The sequence below is a fragment of the Achromobacter sp. DH1f genome (genome assembly GCF_000633435.1).
Lineage (GTDB): Bacteria > Pseudomonadota > Gammaproteobacteria > Burkholderiales > Burkholderiaceae_B > Achromobacter > Achromobacter deleyi.
Map to the genome: position 1 here is coordinate 1 of NZ_AYMF01000023.1, position 25,139 is coordinate 25,139.

The following is a 25,139-nucleotide window of genomic DNA, read 5'->3' on the forward strand; positions in this document are numbered from 1 at the left end:
CCCGCCGCCTCCTCCGCCGCCGCCGCCTCCGGTCAAGCCCAATCCGCCAGTGGATCCGGGCATTTTGCCGCTGGACAAGGACCTGCACCTGCTCCAGCTGGACGCCCATATCGACGCCGATGCGCATGTCTACCGTGGCGGTGCCGCGACCCAAGGCGCGCAGGTGGATCCCGCATTGACCATGCAATACGGCGTCAAGACCATCGACCTGAGTGCGGAAACCGAAGGCTGGACCGTCTATGCCGACGATCCCGCCCGGCTTTCTGCCGACACCATGACGCGCGTCCTGCACCTGCTCGACGCAGTCGGAGTGGTGCACGTATTGCGCGGCCTGCCCATCGGCTACCGGGTTGTGGAATACGGCACGGACGAGGGCAGGGCATACGGGCTCAATCCCGGCGACGTCCTGCTGCTGTACCCCAAGGGCCGCCAGGACTCGTTGGCATTGACCTTCAAATACGAGACCGCCGACGGTACCTCGCGTGAACACCAGGCGAGCTTCGTCGTCATGGATACCCCCTACGAAATCCAACGCGCCGACGGCACCTTCGCGCTGGCCTCCGCGCAAGGCACGACGCTGATCACCACCGGCAGCGGCGACGATACGATCCACGCGGGATACACGACCGTGGAAATCCACGCCGGCGCCGGCAACGACCGGATCGTGGCCTCGATGGCCACCGGCCTGTATGACGGTGGCGCAGGCACGGACACGGTGGACTACAGCGGTTTCGAAGCCGGTATCGTCGGCGACCTGCTCACGGGCACCACCACCCAGGGCGGCAACACCTTGCATACGCTGGTCGACATCGAGAGCCTCATCGGCACGCGTTTTGACGACATCCTGATCGCAGGCAGCGCGGACGCCAAGCTGTATGGCGGCGAGGGCAACGATACCTTCGTCTCCGGCGCGGGCCAGAACCTGCTGTCCGGTGGCGCCGGTTACGACCGAGTCGACTACAGCCAGTCCACCGATACCCGCGGCGTGGCGGCCAGCCTGGCCGAAGGCAAGACCCAGGACGGACGCAACGGTTCAGGCGGTACCGATACCTACGAAGGCATCGAAGGCCTGATCGGTTCGCGTTTCAACGACACGCTTGAAGGCGACGCCGGCGACAACATTCTGGACGGCGGCGATGGCAACGATACGATCATCGGTAGTGGCGGCTCCGACACGCTGGATGGCGGCGCGGGCCGCAATACGCTGGACTACTCCCGGCTGACGGCCGCGATAACGGCCAACCTGCCCAGCGGCATGGTGCAAAAAGGAGGGGGCGGCGTCGACCGCGTCTCCAACTTCACCGAGGTCATCGGCACGGGCGGCAACGACACTTTCTTTGCCGTGGCAGGTTCCACGTTGCGCGGCGGCGATGGCGACGACACCTTCAAGGGTTCGCCAGGCGCCAGCACCCTGGACGGTGGCAACGGCAACGACCTGGTGGATTACACCGGGATATCCCAGGCCCTTTATGTGGATCTGCTGAGCGGGCAAGCCTCGGGGCTGACCATCGGCCATGTGAACGGCACGCTGCAGTTCAACCGCAATAATGGCCTGGGATTCAGTGCCGATACATTGACAAGCATCGAAAACGTCTACGGGTCATTCACGGCTGCCGTGAACTATCTGGCGGGCTCCAATGTCGACAATTACTTGAAGGGCGGCCGCAACGCCAACTATTACGAAGGCCGGGGCGGCAACAACACGCTGGACGGATCAAGCGGCACGTCCGACTACGCCATGTACGCCACGAGCGCCGGCGGCGTCACGGCAATCCTGGACAACGTCGGCAATGGCACGGTCACGCATGGCGCGTACACCGACACCCTGCAGAGAATCGAGGGCGTCTGGGGCAGCGCCTTCGACGACACATTGACGGCAACCAACGCCAGCACCCTGCTGTTCGGCGGCAAGGGCAACGACACGATCACCGGCGGCACCGCCTACTATGGCTGGGGCGCTACCCAGGGCATCGTGCTGGACCTGGGCGGTGGCGGAAATACAGGGGTTTCGTCCGGTATCGGCATGGCGCTGAACGACGGCTACGGCTCCCAGGACCGGCTGGTCAACGTCAACAACGTCACCGGCACCACAGGTTTTAACGACACGATCTGGGGCAACGACAACAACAACGTCATCACCGAGACCAGCGGCAACAACTACATCTACGGCAGCAAGGGCAACGACACCCTGAACCTGGGTAGCGGCAACAACACCGTGGACTATTCGCTGCTGGATCGCGGCATCATCGCCAACATCAGCAGCGCCGCGCAGTCCGTGAACAAATTTGAAAACGGCACCGACCGGCTGACGGGCGCCCGCAATATCACGGGCACGGCGCATGCCGACACGATCATCGGCAGCAATGACAGCAATACCCTGATCGGCGGCGGCGGCGCCGACGTGCTGGTAGGCAACGGCGGCAACGACATCCTTATCGGCGGCGCCGATGGCCTGACCACCGCCAGCTACTACACGTCGCCCCAGGGCATCGAGGCCAACCTGTCCTCGGGGCAGGTGCAGGACGGCTTCGGGGCGTTCGATACGTTGGTCCAGATCGGCAAGATCGTCGGCTCGGCCGCCAACGACCGCTTCATCTTCTCGAACCAGGGCGACCTGGGGCGCTACCAGATCGACGGCGGCGCGGCAGGCAACGACGTCATGGTCAAGCAAGGCGACGGCGGCCGTTTCAGCCTGGACGCCAGCGTGCGCATCTCGCACATCTCGGCCATCGACTTCTCGGACGGCAAGGCCGACAACGTCGCCATCAACCTCAACGAGCTGATGGCGGGCGCCGGCAACACGTCGTTGACCGTCCGGCTGGACGCCCACGACACCTTCAGTGTTTCCCAGACCGGCTGGACCATGACGGAAAACACCGCCGATCACCAGACCTGGTCGCAGGGCGGGCAGACCGTCGTGGTGTCGCACTAGCCAGCGCCTGTTGATCACCGCCGCCGCCCGTCACGTCCCCATCAAGGCATTTCACATGGATACTCTCAGTTTCGCCCCGGCGCCCCTCGTCGGCCCCGCCGTCTCTCGGCCGGCCTCGTTGGCCCCTGTCGGTCTTGACGTCGCCTTGCTCGACGCGGCCGAGCACTTGCTTGGCCCGGCCGCGCAGTGGCAATGGCGCCGCCAGGCCCGGCTGTTGGCGGGCCAGGCGGCGCTGCAACCCTGGTTCGACGCCGCCGCCAGGCACCTGCGCGTCGACTGCGTGGCGGTGGGGGCCGCGGCGGCGACGGATGCCGCCCTGGTGCCCGGCACCTATCTCTGGATCAAGGACGATCTTGCCCAGGCGGCCACCCATAGCGGCAACGGTTGGCGCATGGGGGGTACGCGGCAGGCCGCGGCCCCCCAAGGCGGGGTGCTCTACCGCGTCGTGCCCAGCCAGACGTTCGCCAAACTGGGCTGGCGCGAGTTTCGCCAGGCCGCCTTGTCGGACACCCGGTTGCTCAGGGAAATCGGGCTGGCCACCCTCGTCATCAATGCTTTTGCCCTGGTCATCCCGCTATACATGAACGCCATCTACGACCGGGTGCTGCCGGCGCAGGCCGACATGTCGCTGTGGGTGCTGTCGCTGGGCGCGGCGCTGTGCCTGGGGTTGGAATACCTGCTGCGCAACGAGCGCAGCCGCGCCCTGATGCGATTGGCCGATGAATTCCAGACCACCTGCCTGCCACAGCTGACGCACTGGATCAGTCGCGCCCCCTTGTCGCAGGCCCTGGAATGGGGGCATGGCGCCGTACGCGGCCTGGCGGCCTTGTCCCGGTTGCGCTCGCTGTACTGGACCCTGGTCGGCAGTTCGGTGCTAGACCTGGGTTTTGCTGTGCTCTATCTGGCCATCATCGCCTGGCTCGGTGGCCTGCTGGTGGTGGCGCCCGCCGCCATCATGACCATCGGCGCCTGGGCGGTGTGGCGCTACGACCGCCAACTGAACGCGATGGGGCAGGACGACGGCACCGCGTTCTCCCTTACGGCCGACCGCTACGCGCTGTACCGGGCCGCCAACGCGGAATCCATGCTGGCGTCCGAGTACCTGGTCGCCACCGAATCCCTGCGCCAGCGCGAACAGCGCCGCTACGCGCTGCAATCGCGTTGTGGCGCGGTGTTGACCCTGCTGGGCAATGGCCAGACGCTGTTGATCGTGGTCCTGGCGTATTACCTGGTCCTGACCCACCACATGCAGCCGGCCGGCATCTTCGCGGTCATCCTGTTGTCGGGCCGCATGCTGCAGCCCCTGAGTTCGCTGATGACGGCGCTGCCCAGTTTGCGCCAGATGACGGTCTGCCTGCGCCAGGTGAACGACACGCTCGGTGTCGCGGTCGATGCGGCGCCACCGTCCGCTGGCATGGCCCATGCCGACACGGGCTGGAGTCTGCGCGACGTGTCCTTGCGTTATGGCAACGACGCACCGCTGGCGCTCAAGGACGTATCGCTGGATATCCGCCGCGGCGAGCGTATCGCCATCGTCGGGCCGGCGGCGGGGGGCAAGACCACGCTGCTCAAGCTGTTGCTCGGCATCTTGACGCCCACTCAGGGCAGTGTCCAATGGGATGGCTGCGCACTGGCCACAGACCCCGCCCGGGCCTTGCGTGAGGAAATCCATTACGGCTGGCAAAGCGCCGAGCTGATCGGCGCCACGCCGCGCGAATACCTGGCCCTGGAAGGCGGGCACAGCCCTGACGACCTGGCGGCGGCCGTGCAGCACGCGGGTTTGGCGCCGGTCGTGGCGCGCTGGCCCCAGGGACTCGCCACGCCCTGCGCCTCGCTGCCGGCATTGGGTCGGCGCACGCTCGAACGGTTGGCGTTGGCGCGACTGTTGCTCAGCCGGCGAGCCCTCTACGCGTTGGATACGCCCTCCGAATGCATGGATCCGCAGGCCGAACAACGGTTGATCGCCATTCTGCAAGCCAAGCGGGCCCAAGGCGCCACGCTGCTGCTGGCGACCGACAAGGCCAATCTGCTGGCACTGGTGGACCGTGTCATCTACGTCAACCAGGGGCAGATCCGGTTCGATGGCACGGTGCCGCAATTCGAGCGGCTTCTGGCGCAGGGCGCCGCCTGACCCGGTGCCAGGCGGCCGCCCTGTTTAGCGGAAATTTCCGATCCAGTTTGGAGAAATTTCCAACCTAGGACCAATTCACCGACGGCGCAGAATACCGCAGCTCTGCGGCATTGGAAGCCGCGGATAAAGGCACAGGCGGCCGCCGAAGGAAGCAAGCTTTGAAAGCGTTGATCATTACAGATACCCCGGCGGCGCATGCCGATTGCGCGCACCGATTCGCCGCCCATTTCGATCCGTTGACCTGCGTGGAATTGCGCCATCTGCACAAGGCTTTGCGTACCTTGGTGCCGCCAGCGCCCGAGATCGTGGTGCTCGATATCGTGCGCAATGCCACCAAATGCCTGGCCGAGGTCGCCCGCCTGCGCGCCGTGTTTCCCCAAGCCAAGATCCTGGTGCAGAAACAGGCCGAGCCCGCCAACTTCGAATACCTGGCCGAACAAATGGGCGCCCATGGCGTCGCCGACATCCGCAACACGGACGTGGCGGGTGTGAACGTCATGCTGGCGGCCGTCCTGGGCGGCAATATCACGCGGCGCTAGCCGTTGCGGTCCGCCAGAATCCGTAGCATGGCACACAGCCGCTGCACGCCTGGCACCAGCAGCGCATTCAGCACCCGGATGCCGGCGGCATCGCCTTGCCTGCACAAGGCTTCGGCCCGCGCGCACAGTGCAATGAGCGTATGGCATCCGCTCATGCGGGCTGTGCCGCCCAGCCGGTGCGCCCGCGACCCGGCGTTGATCCAGTTGTAGTCCGCGCATTCGCGCTGATAGTCGGCAAGGTCGGACTCGCCGGTGGCAAGCAAGCTGGTGACGAGTTCGGCCGTGACGGCAGTGTTGCCGGCGACCAGCCGCAAGAGGGTATCGGACAAGCGCAGCAGTTCTTCATGGGCGGGCACCTGGTAGCCCGCAGCCGCCAGCGCATCGAGCAGATCGGTGTCGTGTACCGGCGCGGTCAACGCATCGCTTGTCCGCGCCGACGGGTCGCCCGGCATACCCACCGTCAAGGGCACTGCACGGGCCAGGCCGTAGTCGCGCAGTTGCTGCGCATCAGGAGGTTGCGCCACGTCGGTCTGAAAAAACACCACGATGCCGGCGCCGCTGACCCGTGCCAGGTCCTTGCGCGCCAACTGCTGCAGGCTGATGACGTCCAGGCCCAGATGGGAAAGCTGGGCGGCCAGTTGCCGGCGCAGGTCGCCGGCGGGGCCGAGCACCAGGGCTCGGCTCAAAGGCGACGGGCCACTTACGGTGCGAGATGACATTGACGGGCAAAATCGACCAGCTCGACCAGGGTGCGCAATTCAAGCTTGGCCAGGATGCGGGTCTTGTGGGTGCTGACGGTTTTATTGCTGGTGAAAAGGGCCTCGCCGATCTGTTTGTTCGACATGCCCCGCGCCAGCATCTGCATGATGATGACCTGCTTGTCGGACAGGCGGTCCAGCCGTTCCACATAGTTGTTCGGGCTTTCGGCGCGCGGCGCGCTTGGCAGCACGTTGGCGCTGGGGAACACGATATAGCCGGCCAGCACCGCCTCGACGCAGCGGACGATTTCGGACAAATCCTGCGATTTGCTCACATAGCCATTGGCGCCCGCTTCTTTCACCCGCGGTGCGAACACGGATTGGTCCTGCCCGGTGATGACAAGTATGCCCACCCTGGGGTCGATCGCGCGAATGCGGGGGATGGCGTCCAGCCCGTTGATGCGGGGAATGTCGATGTCCAGGATGACCAGGCCAGGGCGGGAGTCCCGTACGGCCTGGATGGCGGACTGGCCGTTGTCGGCCTCGAGGATCTGGGTGACGCCCATTATCTGGGCCAAATGGGTCTTCAGGACCAGGCGCAGTACTGGGTGGTCGTCAACAATGAGAACGGTAGTCAAGGAAGACGTTCCTTTCAGTACTAAGTAATAGGGGGAGAATAGCGCATCTCATCCTTTTATGGACTGGGCTCCGCCAGTATGGATTCGCTATGGCTTGAGCCGCCTTCTGGCTCGCCAGTGGCTGCGCGGCCGCCGAGTCGTCGGGCCGCTACGCGGGCAAAGGCTGGGGCATCGCGAGATTGCTGCCCGTCAGAGATGCGCCCGGGAAGCGGACTCGGGTCACTGAGGCCGGCCGGAGGTCCACGGGGCAGCGGGCAGACCGTCTTGGGTGGCCGTGCCGGCAACCTCATCGGCCAATCGTTGAGCCATCAGCAATTGGTCATCGCCAATACACATCGCCCGAGCAATGGGCGTCACGGTCCATTCGCACAGCGCGACAAAACCGCTGTCGATGGCGTGCAGCGTGCGGGGGTTCAGTTGGCCTTGCTCTGCCACTTCCCGCGCTGACAGGCCTTGGTGGCAACGCCAGGCATGCAATGCGCTGCGATCGCCAGCGGCGAGGCTAAGCCGGATAGCCATCGGCAACGCATAGACCGAGGAAGGCAGCATGGCCGGGGGCCTGGTCGTGATGCCGGGCGCTTCGTCTTGACCATCGTTGCCTTGGTATGGCGGGTCATCGGAAGTTAAGGGTGAGATTGAGCGGGGCATGGCTTAGGCCAGAATGCCCTAATTGCAGTGCAGGCCGTGTAGGAAATGGACGGGTCAGCATGTGGAAAATTCCTACACAACCCGAGTCCGAAGAGGCTGGGCTGAACGAGAGGAAATTTCCTCAGTACTGTCGGAAATAGCGACACCTTGGCGCACTTGCGCAATTGCATCATGGGCCCATCAAGATTCATTAGAGGCCTTTCCGCCATGAACATCGCCTACCGCATCATCTGGAGTGCCGCGTCCCAAGCCTGGGTCGTGGTGTCTGAGTGCACCCGCACCCGCGGCAAACGCAGCGGCGTGCGGCGTGCCTCCCGGCGCTCCCGGGCCATTGCCCATGCCGGCGGGGTGCTGGCATTGGCTTGTGGGCCGGGGCTGGCGTTTGGCCAGGTAACCGAGTACACCCCCGACACCGCCAACAATGGCGGGCAAACCATTGCCGTCAATGGGGGCACGGCATCGCTGGATGGCGAAGTCAAATTCTCGCCGAACGCGGGTCCTCCCAGCCGGCCAGTACGGGCGGGCGAGGCCTATCGATTGGGTTACTTGACCGGTCCGGTCGATCCGGATTCGCTGATTACGATCCGCTTTGGTTCAAAAAATTCCGGCCAGATCGTGGTCGATCCCGTTACCCAGAGCAGTGTTGTCGTCAATACCTATTCAGACGCGGCGATTTCGTCCGGTGCGGTGCCGAACACCATGACCATCTTCGGCGGCGCGTCAACGCCCGGTTCCGTTGATATGTTCATCGGCGCTTCGCTGGCCGAGGTGTCTGGAGGCGGCACCTTCAACATGAACGCAACGGGCTCGATCGGGAACGATACGGTCAAGAACACCGTCTACATCAGCGTGACAGACGGCGTGGCGAACTGGAATTCCAACAATACCGTCACGTTTGCCAGCAGGGAACAAACCGTTGCGCCTAACCAACTGGATCCCTACACCCTGAACATCACGTCGTCGACCTTCAACGGTACGTTCGAGGTTCAGTTGGCCGATGGCCAGAAATATACCCACACCGTCGGCAATCTCAACCAACTCAGGGCGTACAACACGTGGCTGATTGGCCAGCTTCAGGCCGGAAAGCTGGGCGTCGGCGCGGCGGCGCAGGCCGCCTATGACAACGCCCTGGGGCGCGCCTACACCAATAGCACCATCAGCTACCAGGCAACCCCCTCAGCCGGTCCGGTCGATCCAACCAATCCCATGCTTCAGCCCGCTGGCACCCAGGTAGGAATGCTGGCCGATGGCGCCAACGCGACCGGGCACGTGACGGCCACCGGCGTTTTGGCCAATGCCTTTGACGCCGGCGGCGGCACGCTGCTGAAAGCCAGCAATGGCGGCACGATCATCAACGACGGTATCGTCACGAGCATTCGCCTCGTCACCGGCATGGCGGCCGACTCGGGCGGGCACCTCATCAACAACGGCGTGCGGAATCTGGGCGATCAGTCCGGCCGCAATGCCGAAATCCGAACGGACACCGTGGCCGGGGTCGGCACCACGTATGTGAACAACGGCGTCGTGAACCTTGCCCAGTGGAGCTGGGATCAATTCAGCACCGTCAACAGCTTTGCGCTGAGCGTCAGCGCCGGGGCAGAGGCCGTCAACCACGGCACGTTCAACGTCGGCACGCGCCCGGGCACCAGTAACGGTCGGCCCACAGGCGTGGTGGTTGGTGGCGGTACTGGCATTGCCAGCTTTACCAATAGCGCCGACGGGGTGATTTACCTGGGCCGGGCGGCGTCCTCCAACGTGACTGCCGCACCCGTCGACCGAGGTGGTGCCGATGTGAAGCTTGCCCGCGGCGCGGTGGGCATCCAGGCCTCATCCGGCAATACCTTGGTCCGCAACGAAGGAACCATCGTGATCGGTGACAAAGTCCAGGCCGGGATAGGCATGCTGGCCACCGGTTCGGGGGTCAACGTCATCAATTCGGGCACCATCGAAGTCTACGGGCACTATAGCGACGCGCCCCTGGTCAACTCCGGCATGCAAAGCACGTCGCAGTCGGGCGTGGTGGACAATGCCGGCATCATCAATCTGCGGGGCATCAACAACGTCGGCGTCCAGGCCTTATGGGGTGGCCGGGCCAGTTCCAGCGGCACCATCAACGTGGTGGCCGGGGTCGATGACGCCTCGGGGTTGCGCAACTATGCGATCTGGTCAGAAGGGGCCAACAGTAAAGCGACCCTGTCCGGCGTGGTGAACCTGTCTGGCGATGGCGCCATCGGCGTGCATGCGCGCAACAGTGGCAGTGTCGGCGTGGCGGGCTCGGGCGTGGTGAACTTCACGGGCGGCACCAATCAGATCGGCTACTTTGCCTTCGGCCCCGGGTCGAAAATCACAAACAACAGCAGCAGTGCGCAGAACGTCTCGACCGAAGGCTCCACGCTGTTCCGCGTGGCAGACGGTGCGGACTTCACCGGCGCGGCCGGCGCGACGTCCACGCTGATCGCCTCGGGCAAGAATTCCGTGGCCATGCTGATGACCGGGGTCACGGGCACCGATGTGTCGGCGTTCAACTCGGGCGGCATGACCATCGACCTGGCAGGCGTGGGGGCCACCGGTGTGCGCATCGAGGGCGGGGCGCAAGGCAAGATCGCCAGCACGGCAGTCATCAACATGAACGATCCGTCCGCCACGGGCGCCATCGCCGGCATCGCTGATGGGCAGAAGTACGACCTGTCCGGCATCGCCGTGGGCGATGCCGTGGGCGGGGTGCTCACCAACGGCATGGTCGATGCCGGGGCCAGTGGCTTTGGCACGGGCACCATCCTGGTCAGCGGCGCGATGCTGAATTCCGACCTCAGCGGGGTCACCGGCTACATCGCCCGCAACGGGGGCGAGCTCATGAACTTCGGCGACATTGTCTTTACCGGCAGCGGCGCCACCGGCCTGTTGGTCGAGGCGGGCGCGCGCGGCGGCAATAGCGGCACCATTACGGTTGGCGCCGGCGGTACCGGCATCCGCGCGCGCGATTCCAGCGGGCTGCTGGCCACCAACGTCAATACGTCGGGCAACCTGGTCTTGAATGGTGGCGACGTGTCCAACCGGTCCGTGGGCATCAGCGCCAGCGGCGCCAGCACCACCGTCAACATGACCGGTGGCAGCATCCAGCTCAATGGCAACGGCGCGATCGGCGTCGAGGCCCTGAACGGCGCCACGGTCAACTTGTCCGGGTCGGCCACGCCCAGCTTCGCGGCGGGGGCTACCGGCCAGATCCTGTTCCGGCTGGTCGGTGCGGGCGCATCGATCAACACCAACGTGCCGGCCGGCAACGTGTTCGATGCCTCGGCGAAGAACGCCATCTTGTACCGCCTGGACGACGGCGCTTCGCTTAGTGGCCAGATCCAGGTCGCGGCCAGTGGCGAAAACGCCAAGAGCATCTATGCCACCGGCGCGGGCACGACGGTGAACGTGGCCAGCGGTAGCCGATTCAACCTGAGCGGTGCGGGGGCCCAGGGCCTGTATGTCTCGGGCGGAGCGCAGGCCACCGTCGCCGATGGCACGATAATGAACCTGACCCGAGCCGGCGCCACCGCTGGACTGGTGGATGGCAACCTGTACGCGCTGGATGGCACGACGGTGCTGGCCTCCAACACGGGCGCTACCCTGACCAACGGCGCCACCCTCAATTCCACGCAGACGGGCGCCGTGGGTTTCATTACCCAGAATCTGGGCGTGCTGGTCAACAATGGCAATCTGCGCTTTTCCGGTGCCGACTCCCAGGCGATCCGCGTGCTGGGCAGCGAATTCCGTAATACCGGCAACATCCACGCCAATGGCGCTGCCATTTATGTCGAGGGTGCGGGCGCCGTCGTCGATAATCAAGGTGGCCAGGTGCTGGCCCTGGATGGCCGCGCCGCCGTTGAACTGGGCTCGGGCGCCAGCCTGGACCTGCTCGGTTCCGGCTTGGGCACGGTCGAAGGCCGTGGCGACGCCCACGCCGTGCTGATCAATTCGGGCGCCACCGCGCTGAACGTGCGCGGGGCGCATCTGGTGGTGAACGCCGCTGGCGCCCGTGGCAATGGCATTGAAAACGCCGGCGAAATTGCCGGCATCCAGCTGCTCAATACCACCATCGACGTCACCGACGGTATTGGTCTGCGCACGGGCGCCACCATCAACAAGGAAAATAGCGGCACCATCAACGTGGCCGGCGCGGGCGCCGGCATCGCCTTCCAGGCGGCCGACGGCAGCCAGATCGGCAGCAGCCTGGACCTCTCCGACTCGCAAGACTTGACCATCAAGGTCACCGGCGCAGGCGGGCGCGGGATCGTGGCCAATACCACGGGTACGGTCAACACCGCCGTCAATGTCGACATCCATAACGCGGCGGGCGGCTCGGCCCTGGTGCTGGGCAATGGCGTCACCTCCGTCGTCAACGGCGGCCGGCTGACCTCGACCAGCACGGTGGCGGCTACCGTCGCGACCAACAAGGTCAATGACTTTCTCAACACCGCTACCGGTTCCATCGTGGCCCCCAATGGGGCGGGGACGGCGCTGGCGTTCGACGACCAGTCCACTACGCTGGTCAATCTGGGTCGTATCGCCGGACTGGTCGACTTGGGGGCGGGCAGCAATATCCTGAACAACAACGGCACGATCGATGGCGATGTGGTGGCAGGCCTGGGCAACAACGCATTCAGCGAAGACGGCGGCACGATCACTGGCGAAGTCCGGTTTACCGGCGCAAGCGGTACCAATTCCTTGACGCTCACGAACGGCTCAAGCATCGGGTCCTTCCTGGGGTCGGGGGGCAGCGACACCGTCACGATACGGGGCGCGGGCAACCAGTTCACCTCGCTGTACGGCGGTACTGGCTACGCCCTCGCGGTGTTCGACAATGCCAGCTATACCCTCAGCGATAGCCAGGCTATTCGCGCGTTCGATGAGGTTTCCCTGCGCAATGTGTCGACGCTGACACTGCAGACTGCATTGATCGGCAAGCCGGCCCAGGGCGCGGCCATCTTCCTGGACGGCAAGGACACCACGCTGGCCATCAAGCCAGTCACGGCATCCGCCTTTACCCTGGGCAACGTACTGACCGGGACGGGCGTGGTTCAGGTCGATACCGGCGGCAGCCACGCCTTCGATTTCGCCAGCAGCGCGGGTACCGCCTTTACCGGCACGCTGGCGATGGACCGCGGCACTTTTGCCCTGGCCGGCGTCAATACGGCGGCGTTGTCGCACGCCACGTTGAAAATGGGGGCCAACAGCGTCACATCGGTGGGCAACGGCACGCAGTCGATCAGTGGCTTGACCTTTGACGGCGGCACGCTGATCTTCAACGCCACGTTGCCCGGCCAGGCCACCGCATCGGGCAGCATCAACGTCACCACGCTGGATGCCAGCGGCGCCGGCGCGGTGCGCGTCACGGTACCGGATAGCCTGGTGCTCAGTCCTCCCAACACCCCCAACGGCCTGAACCTGCTGGCGCAGGACGATGCCAACACCAGCCTCAAACTGGTCAATGCCGGCGCGGTGCTGGGCTCGGCCGGCGCGGTCGCGCTGCAGGACCAGAATGGCACGGCCATCACGTCGGCCCGAGAAATGGACTTCACCCAAGGCGGTGATGTCGTCGCCAAGGGCACCTACGACTTCCGCCTGACCACGGCGCCGGGCGATGGCCTGTACATCAACTACGGCTTGACGGCGCTGGCGCTGCAATCCGGCAAGACGCTGACGCTGGCCCAAGACACCGGCGCCACGGGTGCCGATGCCGACCTGTCGGCCAAGTTGTCGGGGTCGGGGGGCGTGTCCATCGATGCCCGCACCGGCGTGCTGTCGCTGTCCAATGCGGACAGCACCTACCAAGGTGAAACCGGCGTGGCCAGCGGCACCTTGCGGCTGGACGCCAGCGGCGCACTGGGCCAGACCAGCGCGTTGCGCATCGCCGCCAATGCCGCAGTGGACATGAACGGCAAGACGCAAGCCATCGGCACCCTGGCAGGCCTGGCGGACTCGTTGCTTGACCTGCACGACGGGGTGCTGACCATCGCCAACGGCGGTTCGTCCGCTGGCCGACTGGCGGGCGCGGGCGCCTTGAATCTGACGGGCGGCACGCTGACCGTGTTGGGCGCCAACACAGGCCTGTCCGCCCGCACCACCATCGACAGCGGTGCGTCCGCGGTGCTGAACAGCGGCGCGGGCCTGGGCAGCGGCGGCATCGCCAACGCCGGCACGTTGCAACTGAAAGGCGTAAACGGCGCCCTGGGCAATGCCTTGAGCGGCGCCGGCAGTGTCAAGCTCACCGACGCGGCCAACGTCACCCTCGCGGCCAACAACAGCGGCTTCTCGGGTAGCTTTGCCACCGACACCGGCACCACGCTGACCGCCACCCAGGCGGCCAACCTGGGCACGGCCAGCATCGCCAACGCCGGCACGCTGATTCTGGATGGCGCGGGCGCCTGGACGCTGGACAACGCCGTTTCCGGCACCGGCAATCTGGCCAAGCGCGGCGGTGGCACGGTCACGGTCGGCAGCAACCTGGCTTACACGGGCAAGACCTCGATCGAAGCGGGCACCCTGGTGTTCGGCGGGCCGGCACAGCCTGGGGTGACCCTGGGCGGCGCGGGCGCCGGCACGGTCACGGTGGCCGCTGGTGCAGCGCTGATCGGCGACGGCACCGTCAGCGGCGACGTGGTCAACGCTGGCTCGCTGGGCGTATTCAATGCCCTGGACAACCGCCGGTCGGCCACGCCGGGTACGCTGACGCTGGCCAATGGCCTGACCAACAGCGGCACCTTGTATGCAGCCGGCGGCGTGGTGGGCAATACGGTGCGCGTGGTGGGCAACTACGTGGGGCAGGGCGGTTCGATCGTGATGGCCGTCTTCAAGGGCGGCGACACCTCGGCGGCCGACAAGCTGGTGGTGGACGGCGGCAGTGCTTCGGGCGATACCGGGCTGGTCATCCGCCATGGGGGAGGTAGCGGCGCCATGACCACAGAAGGCATCCGCCTGGTGGAAACCGTCAATGGCGGCACGACTGACGCCAACGCCTTCCACCTGGATGCGCGCTCGGACGGCTACCGCCAGGGCGTGGGCTTGATCGCAGCCGGTGCCTATGACTATCGCCTGGCCCGCGGCGGCCAGGGTGGAACCGCGGACGACTGGTACCTGGTGTCGCACGTCTCGACCCTGCCGCCCTTGATCACGGTGGTTCCCCTGGTCCCGGGCCAGATCGTGGACCCGGGCCCGGTCGTGGATCCGGTTACACCCGCTCCGCAACCCGACGTCAAGGCCAACTACCGCCCCGAAGTGGGTGCCTACCTGAACAACAAGCTGGCCGCGTCCACGCAGCAGCAGCACTCGCTGCGCGACCGTATCGGCTACGCCCCGGGCGCCGACGGCAAGCCCGAACGCGCCGGTTGGGTGCGCATGGTGCGTGGCCAGGACAGCCGCGATGGCGCCGGCACCATCAAGGACACGTCCACCAGCTACCTGATCCACGGCGGCAGCGACCTGTTGCGCTTCTCGGTGGGCAAGGAAGGGTCGATGCGTGTGGGCGCCATGGCGTCTTACGGCACCAACAGCAGCCGGGCTCGCAGCAATGGGCTGAGCGCCAGCGGCAAGGTCGAAGGCTACAACGTCGGGGTCTATGGCACGTGGTTCGGCAATGCCGATATCCTGACCGGCCCGTACGTGGACACCTGGATGATGCTGGGCCGCTACGACAACACCGTCGACGGGCAGGGCCTGGCCAAGGAACACTACCGTTCGCGCGCCAGCTCGGCGTCGGTCGAAGCGGGCTACTCGTTCAAGCTCTACGACAACGGCACGCGTCAGCTTGCGTTGCAGCCGCAGGCCCAGGCGATCGTCACCCGCTACCAGGCGGGGGATCACCTGGAAAAGACCGGCACGCGCGTCAGCGATCCGTCGCAGACCAGCGTCACCACCCGGGTTGGCGTGCGCCTGCAAGGACGCATCGACAACGCCCAGGGCGTGGCGCAGATGCTGCCGTTCGCCGAACTCAATTGGTTGCGCGGCCCCGCCTCGCAGACGGTGCGCTTCGATGGCCAGGCGGTGCGCGAGCAACTGCCGGCCAACCGGGTGGAGCTGAAGGCCGGCCTGCAAGGCAATGTCACCAAGTCGCTGACGTTGTCCGGCAGCCTGGGGCTGGAAACCGGTGCCCGCAATTACCAGGATGCCAGCGGCCAGATCGGCGTGAAATACGCCTGGTAAGACCGCCGCGCCCGCCAGGGCGGCCAGGACAGGGACCGGCTTTGTGCCGGTCCTTTTTTTTGCCTGTTTCCGGTGCCAGGGGCCCGATCCGGCGCGGGGCGAGCGGCCCGAACCTAGGGTTAGTCCTCGTTTTCAGGGGATTGGCCAGGCGTAAAATTGGCTCATTAACTGGAACCAAGTCTCATTTTTTGGAACTTTATGGCCTCACTCGAAAACGCCGCCATCATCCTTCGCCTGATCAACCAGCTGCATCGCAAGGTCACGGTGACCGATCTGGTCGAGCATCTGGCCATGCCGAAAAGCTCGGCGTCGCGCCTGTTGGCGCAGATGAAGGACCTGGGGCTGCTCGAGCGTGAGGAAAGCACCCGCGCCTATGGCCCGGGCGTGATCATCCTGGAACTGTCGCGGCTGGTGCGCGAGACCACCACACTGTCCGCGCAGATGCAGGACGCCCTGAAACGGCTCAGCGCCCAAAGCGGCCATACCGGCTACATCTCGGTGCTGGAGGGCAGGGACATCATGGTGCTGCACGTGCAGCACGGCACCCATCCCCTGCGCGTCACCACCCACCCCGGCCACCGTTCGCCCAGCTGGGCCACGTCCACCGGCCGCGTGCTGCTGGCGCGCGACAGCGATGCGGACGTCGCCAAGCGGCTGGGCAAATCGCTGCCTTTCATTTCGGACAACGCGCCGCGCACCGTGCAAGACGTTCAGGCCCTGCTGCAGGGCGTGCGGGAATCGGGTTTTGCGGTGGCGATCAATGAAGCCATTCCCGGCGTGGCGTCCATCAGTTGCGCCGTGAGCGATCCGGTGTCGATGGAACGCTTTGCCATGTGTCTTTCCTTTCCGGCGGCGCAGGCCGATGCGGCCAGCGTCAAGGCGCTGGCCGCTGAGCTGCTCGCGGAAGCCTCCACCCTGGGACGGCTGGTTTGCGATCCGGCCTGGGGTTCTCCCGTTCCTGTCACTCAAGTGTGAGCACGATGATCAAGTCCACCCCCCAACCCGCCGTAGAGCCCCATCGCGCTTCGGCACACGAGGGCCCCCCGTCGCATCCCAGGGCACTATCGCTTTCCAATCTGATCCTGTTGGCCGCGCTGAGCGTGTTCGGCGCCGTGATCGGCATCCAGCTGATCGTCACGCTGGGCGTCACGCCCAATACCTCCATCATCGGCGCGCTGGTCGCGATGATCCTGTCGCGCATTCCGGTGCAGCTGCTGCGTTCGTACCGCTCGGTGCACGCGCAGAACCTGGCGCAGACCGCGATTTCCTCGGCCACCTTCGGCGCGGCCAACAGCCTGCTGCTGCCGCTGGCCATTCCGTATCTGCTGGGCCGCCCCGACATGGTGCTGCCGATGTTCCTGGGCGTGGGCCTGGCGATGCTGCTGGACGCCTACATGCTGTATCGCCTGTTCGGCAGCACGGTGTTTCCGGCCACGGGCGCCTGGCCGCCGGGCGTGGCGGCGGCCGAAGCCATCAAGGCCGGCGACCAGGGCGGCACGCAGGCCAAGCTGCTGGGCCTGGGCATCGTGGTGGGCACGGTGGGCTCGTGGTTCAAGATTCCCATGTCGGCGTTCGGGGTGGCCTTCATCGGCAACATCTGGGCGCTGGCCATGTTCGGCATCGGCTTGCTGCTGCGCGGCTATTCCGAACCGCTGTTCGGCGCCGACATCAGCAAGCAATACATTCCGCACGGCATGATGATCGGCGCGGGCCTGGTGGCGCTGGTGCAGGTGGTGATGGTGATGCGCAGCAAGTCCGGCCCCAAGGCCAGTGGCCCGACTGGCCCCAGCGTGGGCAGCAGCCTGCGGCTGGGCGGCGTGGGCTACATCCTGCTGTCCGCCGGCATTTCGCTGCTGGCGGGGTTGTATGCCGACATGTCGGTGCCGATGCTGCTGGGCTTCATTCTGTATGCCGCCTTTGCCGCCTTGGTGCATGAGCTGATCGTGGGCATCGCGGCCATGCATTCGGGGTGGTTTCCGGCGTTTGCCGTGGCGCTCATTACCTTGCTGCTGGGCCTGTTGATCGGCTTTCCGCCGCACGCGCTGGCGATTCTGTGCGGCTTCTCGGTCGCGACCGGCCCGGCCTTTGCCGACATGGGTTACGACCTGAAGGCCGGCTACATGCTGCGCGGCAACGGCGCCGACATGGCGCTGGAACTGGAAGGGCGCAAGCAGCAGCTGATCGCCGCCATGATCGCCTTTTTGATTGCCATTCCGGTGGTGTATTTCAGCTACGGCGCGCTGTTCGAGAGCGGCCAATTGCCGCCGGTGGCCAAGGTGTATGTCGCCACCATCAACGCGGGCGCCACCCCGGGCATCGCCCACATGCTGCTGATCTGGGCCATACCCGGCGCCGTCATCCAGTTGATCGGCGGCCCCAAGCGCCAGCTGGGCGTGCTGCTCGCCACGGGCCTGTTGATCGCCAATCCGCTGGCCGGCTGGGCCGTGGCGGCCGGCATCGTGCTGCGCCTCTTGATCGAGAAGGTCGGCGGCGAAAAGCACCGCAACCATATGGAAGTGTTTGCCGGGGGCATCATCGCCGGCGACGCCATCTTCAGTTTCTTCAACGCCACCATTACCTCGCATTTTGGCAAGAAGTGATTCCCCCTTCTTGTTGTCTTACCCAGAAAGGAACCCGTTGTGAGTCTTTCCCAAACCTTGCAGGCCTTTGAAGCGCTGGACAGCGCATACGCGTCCGGCGACACCGTGGCCAGGCTGCTGGCCCCGTACCCGAACGCCAGCGTCACCGTCACTCAGATCCGCGGCGCCAATGGCTCGACCGACTTCGTGCGCGTGGTCATTCCCGGCGCCCAGGGCAAGCGTGCCGGCGGTTCGGCGCCCACGCTGGGCATCGTCGGCCGCCTGGGCGGCATCGGCGCACGGCCCAGCCGCCTGGGCCTGGTGTCCGACGGCGACGGCGCCGTGGCGGCGGTGGCCGCCGCGCTGAAGCTGGCGCACATGCAGTCGCAGGGCGACGTGCTGGCCGGCGACGTGATCGTGGGCACGCACATCTGCCCCGATGCGCCCACCCGCCCGCACCAGCCGGTGGATTTCATGGATTCGCCCGTGGACATGAAGGCCATGAACGACCATGAACTGAGCGACGAGATGGACGCCGTGCTGTCGATCGACACCACCAAGGGCAACCGCATCATCAATCACAAGGGCTTTGCGCTGTCGCCCACCGTGAAGCAAGGCTACATCCTGCGGATGTCGGAAGATCTGCTGCGCATCATGGAAACGACCACGGGCCGCCCGGCCGCGACCTTTCCGATCTCGATCCAGGACATCACGCCGTACGACAACGGCGTCTACCACGTGAACAGCATCCTGCAACCGTCGGTGGCCACCTCGGCCCCGGTGGTGGGCGTGGCCATCACCGCAGAGACGGTGGTGCCCGGCTGCGGCACCGGCGCCAGCCACGAGGTCGACATTGCCGCGGCGGCCAAGTTCGCCGTGGAAGTCGCCAAGGAATTCACCCAGGGCAAGTGCCAGTTCTTCGACCGCGAAGAATTCGCCTTGCTGCAGAAACTGTACGGCTCGCTGGCGCATCTGCAGGGCGTCCAGGTCCAGAAGCACTGATACCGCGCTGATACGCAAGGAGCATCGCCATGTCCACCCCCGCCCAGCTGGGCACCATCACCATCGGGCAGGCGCCGCGGCCCGACATCACGCCGATTCTCGAGCAGCACTTGCCGCCCGGCGTGTCGTGCGTGCACGTCGGATTGCTCGACGGCCTGACGCGAGACGAGATCGAACAGCGCTATGCCCCCCAGGGCGACCAGCCCACGCTGATCACGCGGTTGCTGGACGGGTCGTCGGTGGTGGTGGACAAGGCCCGGATGCTTGAAGTGCTGAAGCAGAAAGCGGCGGCGCTGGCGGCCCAGGGGTGCCGTTACGTGCTGGTGCTGTGCACCGGCGCGTTCGATGATCTGGCGGCCGGCGATGCCTGGCTGATCGAGCCTGACCGCATCGTGTCGCCCACCGTGGCGGCGCTGGCCGGCGGGCGTCAGGTGGGGGTGATCGTGCCCTTGGCGTCGCAGATGGCGTCCGAGGCGCACAAGTGGCGCGCGCTGGAATACGCGCCATTGTGCGCCGCAGCATCCCCTTATGCGGAGGAAACCGCCTCACTGGCGCAGGCCGCGCAGGACCTGCGGCGCCAGGGCGCCCAGGTGCTGGTGCTCGATTGCATGGGGTTTGTCGAACGGCACCGGCAGGTGGCGGCCCAGGCCTCGGGCCTGCCGGTGATTCTGTCCAACGCGATCATTGCCCGGTTGACGGCGGAATTGCTGGGCTGAGGGGAGGGGGGGCGGACGTCGGGGACGATGCGAAATCGTTTCCCCGTTTGCCGTCGGAACTTTTGCGCCAGCGCGGTTACTCAAGCCAGCAGAAGCCGCCGTGGCGCGTCGCCCACGTGTGCGGCCTATGTCCCGGCCAATCGCGGCGAATCTCCCAGGAGGTAAAAGTGACGACTCAATCGACCCCGGCTCACGCCTTGTTGGCGCAGGAATTCGAAGAGGCAACCGGCCAGTCCTGGCCGGACGACGGTCAGGTGGCGCTGCGTGTGGACGACGACGTTGATCTGTCCGTCGAAATCGATTCGGACGCCGCCAGGCTGCTGGTGTCGGCCTCGGTGAATCGTGATGAAGCGTTATTGACGCCCGCGCAGTTGCGCCTGATCGCCACGGTGAGCACAAGCGCCATGGCCGATATCGGCGTGGCTATCGGTTTGCACCCGGTGTTCGAGCGGGCGGTGGTGGCGTGGTCGGCCGCGCTGGACGAGGTGCGCCCCGGCGTGCTGGCCGAACGCATGGCGACGCTGGCGGCTGCCGCAGCCCAGCTGGAGCAGCAACTGGTGGCACTGCGCGAAGCCCCCATCGAGCCGCTGCCCGATGGTCCGGTGCCGCTGGGCACCCAGATGTTGCGGGCATAGGGGGTAGCAGCCATGTACATGATCAATTCCCTGCTGACCAAAGGGACTGCCTGGAAGCAAGTGGCTGATGTCGCCACCAAGGGATCCGGGGTCAAGAGTTTCAAGAATGCGAACAAACTATCCAGCGAGATTACCCGCAAGCTATCCCTGAAAAATACGTTCCAGATGCGGGGCGCCGACGGGTACCGGGGAGCGTCTTTCCGGCTGAAGTCGGGGGTGTATGTCCAGAAGCGCGCATATACCCAGAATCACGGCCCGGAATTCATCCAGTTACCGCCGGGCGTCCTGTCCATCAAGTCTCCGAAGACGACGCTTCCTATCGTCTATGACGGGCCGGTCAGCCAGGCCGATGCGCGCGGCCAGGCGTCCCGCAGCCTGGCGGACTTGGCACAATCCACGCATCGGCTGCGGACCCGGACTGATGTGGGGGAGGGACCGATCACCGGGCCGCGCAGCACGGTGGAAGGATTGCGCGATGTCACAGACGCGGCATTGCCGGGGTGGTTGCAATCCCTTGGCGCCCTCGACGAACAGGGCGAACTGACTCCGCTGGGCCAGGCGGTGATGGACCATATCAACAAAGGTCTCTCTGACGACCCTGATGTGAACGCAGCGGTGCGGGCGCTGGGCAGCAAGCTGGCTGCGCCATTGCGCGAGGCCGGCATGAGCGACAAGGAGGCAGGAGCAAGACTGGCCGATCGCGTTCTGCAGGCCTGCCGCAATTTCGCCAACGAGCTGGGGCGTTCGCCACAGATGGCGCAGGACGCCGACCTCATCCATGCCGCGTTGGACAAAGCCGAATCGCTGCTGGCCGGCATCAAGGACAGCCTTGCGGGCGGAAAGGACCCCAGTGGCAAGGAAGTGCGCGCGCTCTACAACGTGATGAACAAACAAGTCAGCGCGAGCATTGAAATGGCGGGTCGCAAAGCGCTGACCCAATTGACCGACCTGCTGCCGTCCATGAGGGAAAAGCTGAACCTCACGATGGTGTCATCCGATGTGCGTTCATTGACACGTCATTTCGCCCGGCAGTTGGGCGATTCAACCATGATGGCCCTGACCACGGCGCGTGATTACCTGCATTCATTGAAGAGTCCGATGCCTTCCGGCCACGGCCCGCGTTTTCATGCGATCGCCAATAACGCGCTTGCCAAGCCGGGCGCCACGGTGGATTCCGTGCTGGATGACACGCAGGGGTCGGCCAAGCGCACCAATGCAGGCGTCAACCAGCGCTTTGATCCGGAGTCTCCCAAGCTTTGACCCGGCAAGGGGGGACAGGCCAGACCGAAGCCAGGCATGGCGTGCCCCCCCGGTAAACGCGGGAAGGGGGGCACCCCATGAATGCCGCTGCGCCTCAGCGTCCCGGGTAGACGCCCTGGAACGGCGTGTTGTCGGGCTCGCCGAAGTTGTCGGCATGGTAGTTGGCGGGGTCGGTGCGCATGCTGGACGTGCTGCTGCCCGACATGCCGCTGCCCGAACGGTTGCTGCCTGGCGAGCTGCCGCCAGACATGGTGCAGCCCGCAAGCAGGAAAGCCAGCGCAATGCCGGTCGTGGTCAAGAGTTTCATTGCAAACCTCCACAAAGACGCTTGCCGGAAAAACGGGCCGGCCAGGCCGGTTCCGCCTGCATCCACTCCGGCGTGCCACATGCGCGCCGGATGCGGGCGCGATGATGCCTGTCCGACCGGAGCCGCAAGCGGGCCGTCCGGCGGGCAGGCAGAAACGAGGGCAGGCACATCACCATCGCCTGGCGGGGCGCCGGGACCAGCCGGCGCGCGGGCTATCGCGGCGCATCCTGGAGGCGGGCCAGGCACGTCGGGCGACAGGCGATCTTCAGCATGTCTTGTGTTGGGAGGGAACAGCTTGTTGGGCAAGCCCGCAGCAATTGCCGTGCCCGGGGCGGGGCGAGGGGCGGCGGGACGGGCTTGTCCGAGCCATTTTCCTCCCGCCCAGGTGACTCGTCCACGGCTATTTCGGATAAATTCGTACACGCCCAAGGCACCTTGGGCCCATCCGCCTGGAGCACCGCTTGAACCCGATCCCGCGCCCGACCTCTGATCTGCCCCGTAACCTGCTGGTCATCGTCATCCTGCTGGCCCTGATGATCGGCAGCCTGTATGTACTGAAACCGTTCCTGTTCGGACTGATCTGGGCCACCACCATCGTGGTGGCGACCTGGCCGGTGATGCTGGCGATCCAGCGGCGCTGCGGCGGGCGGCGCTGGCTGGCCACGCTGGCGATGCTGGTGGTGCTGCTGGTGGTGATCGTGCTGCCGCTGTACCAGGCGATTTCCACCCTGGCGCTGCACGGCGGCGCCATCATGACCGCCATCAAGAGCCTGCCCGACTACGCCCTGATGGCGCCGCCGGGGTGGGTGCGCAGCGTGCCGCTGGGCGGGCCGCGTATCGCGCAGGAATGGCAGGCGCTGGCCGATGCCGGCGCGGGCGGCCTGCTGGCGCGGCTGGAACCCTACGTGACCCTGGCGGCCAAGTGGCTGCTCAGCAACGCGGCCATCGTGGGCGTGTTCGTCATGCACATGCTCATCACCATCGTCATCGCGGGCATCCTGTATTTCCAGGGCGACGTGGCGGCCAATTTCGTGCAGCGTTTCGCCAACCGGCTGGCGGGGCACCGGGGGGTGGCGGCCGTGCGCCTGGCGGGCCTGTCGATCCGCGCGGTGGCGCTGGGCATCGTGGTGACCGCCGTGGTGCAGTCGGCGCTGGGCGGACTGGGCTTGTGGATTGCCGGGGTGCCGGCCGCCGGCATCATCACGGCCCTGATGCTGATGTTGTGCCTGGCGCAGCTGGGGCCTTTCCTGCCGTTGCTGGGCGGGGTGGTGTGGCTGTTCCAGAACGAGATGAAGCTGGCAGCCGTGATGCTGCTGGTGTGGGCCGTGCTGGTGACGATGCTGGACAACCTGCTTCGTCCCATGCTGATCAAGCGCGGCGTGAACCTGTCGATGCTGCTGATCCTGGCCGGGGTGCTGGGCGGCATGTTCGCGTTCGGCATCGTGGGGCTGTTCATCGGCCCGGTGATCCTGGCCGTGACGTCGACACTGCTCAAGGCCTGGGTCGACGAAGTGCCGCCGCCCGACGCGGACGCGCCGGCCACGCTGAAGCATCCGACCGAGCTCTGAGCGCGGGCCTGGGCCCCGCGCCACCGCAAGCTGGTGCAATTCTTATCGGCGCGGGCGGCTTATCCTTGGCATAGACGACAACCCCGCCACCAGGAGCCGCCCGTGACGCCCGACCCCTCGCAACCCTTCGATTGGCGCAGCGCCGTGGTGGACCCCGCGCCCTTGGCGCCCGAGGGATTCCGGTCGCTGGTCACCCCGACCAGCCGCGGTTCGACCACGCTGTTCGAGCGCGCCGCCGATCTGCGCGACGATTGGGATGCCGAAAAGTCCCCCTATACCTATGGCTTGCACGGCACGCCAACGGTGCTGGAACTGGGGGCGCGCATCGCCCGCATCGAACAGGGCCGCCACTGCTTCATCACGCCGGGCGGGCAGGCGGCCATCGCCTTGATCTACCTGGCGTTCTGCGGCGCGGGCGACCACGCCTTGCTGCCCGAGACGGCCTATGGCCCCAACCAGGGGCTGGCCGGCGGCCTGATGCAACGCCTGGGTGTCGAGGTGGAAACCTACGACCCGATGATCGGCGCGGGCATCGCGGCGCTGATCCGGCCCAATACCCGGCTGGTCTGGTGCGAAAGCCCCGGCTCGGCCACGATGGAAATCCAGGACGTGCCGGCGATTGCGGCGGCCGCGCACCGGGCGGGCGCCGTGGTGGCGCTGGACAACACCTATGCGGCGGGCGTGCTGTTCGACGCCTTCGCGCACGGCGTGGACGTGACGATGCAGGCGCTGACCAAGTACATCGGCGGCCATAGCGACCTATTGCTGGGGTCGGTGACCTGCCGCGACGAGGCGCATTACCGGGCGCTGGGCGAAGCCCGCAATTTCCTGGGCATGGCGGCGTCGCCGGACGATTGCAGCCTGGCGCTGCGCGGCCTGCAGACGCTGGCGGTGCGGCTGGACCAGCTGGAACGCAGCACGCTCGAGGTCGCCCAATGGCTGGCCGCAAGGCCCGAGGTGCAGACGGTGCTGCATCCGGCGCTGCCATCCTGCCCCGGCCACGAGATCTGGCGGCGCGACTTTACCGGGTCGGCCAGCGTGTTTTCGATCGTGCTGGGGCCGCAGCCGAGCCGCGCGCAGATCGAGGCCTTCGTGGACCGCTTGCGGCTGTTCAAGATCGGCTACAGCTGGGGCGGCGTGACCAGCCTGGTTGCGCCGTACTTCAAGCTGCGGCGCACGGTGCGGCCGTATGGCGACCGGCTGGTGCGGCTGAACGTGGGGCTGGAACCGGCGCCACTGCTGATCGCGGACCTGGAGCAGGCGCTGTCGGCGTTGGCTTGAGGCGGGTTCTGCGTACGG

At 66.0% G+C, this 25,139-nt stretch carries 16 protein-coding genes; 12 read left to right on the forward strand and 4 right to left on the reverse strand.

Translation table 11 applies throughout. The features are described 5' to 3' along the window. Window positions 1-49: 49 nt before the first annotated feature. The 3 genes from U858_RS0118095 to U858_RS0118105 all read left to right on the forward strand — a co-directional run bounded on the left by U858_RS0118095 (window position 50) and on the right by U858_RS0118105 (window position 5,602). Window positions 50-2,932 carry a calcium-binding protein gene (locus tag U858_RS0118095; RefSeq protein ID WP_157838817.1) on the forward strand — a complete coding sequence of 961 codons (2,883 nt, stop codon included), beginning with the start codon at window positions 50-52 and terminating at the stop codon, window positions 2,930-2,932. Between the two features lie 55 nt (window positions 2,933-2,987). Next, complete coding sequence (locus U858_RS0118100) at window positions 2,988-5,063, forward strand: ATP-binding cassette domain-containing protein (RefSeq protein WP_081821643.1); 2,076 nt, start codon at window positions 2,988-2,990, stop codon at window positions 5,061-5,063. A 158-nt stretch (window positions 5,064-5,221) separates the two neighbouring features. Continuing rightward, entirely contained in the window at window positions 5,222-5,602 is a 381-nt protein-coding gene (locus U858_RS0118105; RefSeq protein WP_157838818.1) for a hypothetical protein, read from the forward strand. Here U858_RS0118105 and U858_RS34310 read toward each other — a convergent pair. From U858_RS34310 to U858_RS0118120, 3 genes are all read right to left on the reverse strand, one after another. Beyond that, window positions 5,599-6,288 (reverse strand): Hpt domain-containing protein, encoded by a 690-nt coding sequence (locus tag U858_RS34310; protein WP_157838819.1) that lies wholly within the window; start codon window positions 6,286-6,288, stop codon window positions 5,599-5,601. The genes U858_RS0118105 and U858_RS34310 overlap by 4 nt on opposite strands. A 14-nt stretch (window positions 6,289-6,302) precedes the next feature. Continuing rightward, window positions 6,303-6,938, reverse strand: a complete 636-nt coding sequence (locus tag U858_RS0118115) for a response regulator transcription factor (RefSeq protein ID WP_025138566.1) — start codon at window positions 6,936-6,938, stop codon at window positions 6,303-6,305. Window positions 6,939-7,157: 219 nt separating this feature from the next. After that, complete coding sequence (locus U858_RS0118120) at window positions 7,158-7,487, reverse strand: hypothetical protein (protein WP_157838820.1); 330 nt, start codon at window positions 7,485-7,487, stop codon at window positions 7,158-7,160. A 306-nt stretch (window positions 7,488-7,793) separates the two neighbouring features. Here U858_RS0118120 and U858_RS0118125 point away from each other — a divergent pair, with 306 nt between their 5' ends. The 7 genes from U858_RS0118125 to U858_RS0118155 all read left to right on the forward strand — a co-directional run bounded on the left by U858_RS0118125 (window position 7,794) and on the right by U858_RS0118155 (window position 21,965). Beyond that, complete coding sequence (locus U858_RS0118125) at window positions 7,794-15,773, forward strand: autotransporter outer membrane beta-barrel domain-containing protein (protein ID WP_025138568.1); 7,980 nt, start codon at window positions 7,794-7,796, stop codon at window positions 15,771-15,773. A 198-nt stretch (window positions 15,774-15,971) separates the two neighbouring features. Then, complete coding sequence (locus tag U858_RS0118130) at window positions 15,972-16,748, forward strand: IclR family transcriptional regulator (protein ID WP_025138569.1); 777 nt, start codon at window positions 15,972-15,974, stop codon at window positions 16,746-16,748. 5 nt (window positions 16,749-16,753) lie between these two features. Then, window positions 16,754-18,373, forward strand: coding sequence for an OPT/YSL family transporter (locus tag U858_RS0118135; RefSeq protein ID WP_025138570.1), 1,620 nt, complete (start codon window positions 16,754-16,756; stop codon window positions 18,371-18,373). Window positions 18,374-18,412: 39 nt separating this feature from the next. Continuing rightward, window positions 18,413-19,354 carry a DUF1177 domain-containing protein gene (locus U858_RS0118140; protein ID WP_025138571.1) on the forward strand — a complete coding sequence of 314 codons (942 nt, stop codon included), beginning with the start codon at window positions 18,413-18,415 and terminating at the stop codon, window positions 19,352-19,354. 29 nt (window positions 19,355-19,383) lie between these two features. Beyond that, window positions 19,384-20,070 (forward strand): AroM family protein, encoded by a 687-nt coding sequence (locus tag U858_RS0118145; protein WP_025138572.1) that lies wholly within the window; start codon window positions 19,384-19,386, stop codon window positions 20,068-20,070. Window positions 20,071-20,237: 167 nt separating this feature from the next. After that, window positions 20,238-20,705, forward strand: a complete 468-nt coding sequence (locus U858_RS0118150; protein WP_157838821.1) for a hypothetical protein — start codon at window positions 20,238-20,240, stop codon at window positions 20,703-20,705. An 18-nt stretch (window positions 20,706-20,723) separates the two neighbouring features. Then, window positions 20,724-21,965: a hypothetical protein gene (locus U858_RS0118155; RefSeq protein WP_157838822.1), complete on the forward strand. Its 1,242-nt coding sequence runs from the start codon at window positions 20,724-20,726 to the stop codon at window positions 21,963-21,965. A 94-nt stretch (window positions 21,966-22,059) separates the two neighbouring features. Here U858_RS0118155 and U858_RS0118160 read toward each other — a convergent pair whose 3' ends face one another. After that, window positions 22,060-22,272 (reverse strand): hypothetical protein, encoded by a 213-nt coding sequence (locus U858_RS0118160; protein WP_025138575.1) that lies wholly within the window; start codon window positions 22,270-22,272, stop codon window positions 22,060-22,062. A 461-nt stretch (window positions 22,273-22,733) separates the two neighbouring features. On the opposite strand from U858_RS0118160, the gene ydiK reads away from it, so the two are divergent. Then, the gene (gene ydiK / locus U858_RS0118165) at window positions 22,734-23,840 is read left to right on the forward strand and encodes an AI-2E family transporter YdiK (RefSeq protein ID WP_025138576.1); all 1,107 of its coding nucleotides are present in this window, start codon (window positions 22,734-22,736) and stop codon (window positions 23,838-23,840) included. Window positions 23,841-23,942: 102 nt separating this feature from the next. Continuing rightward, window positions 23,943-25,121: a cystathionine beta-lyase gene (locus tag U858_RS0118170; protein ID WP_025138577.1), complete on the forward strand. Its 1,179-nt coding sequence runs from the start codon at window positions 23,943-23,945 to the stop codon at window positions 25,119-25,121. Window positions 25,122-25,139 lie beyond the last annotated feature (18 nt).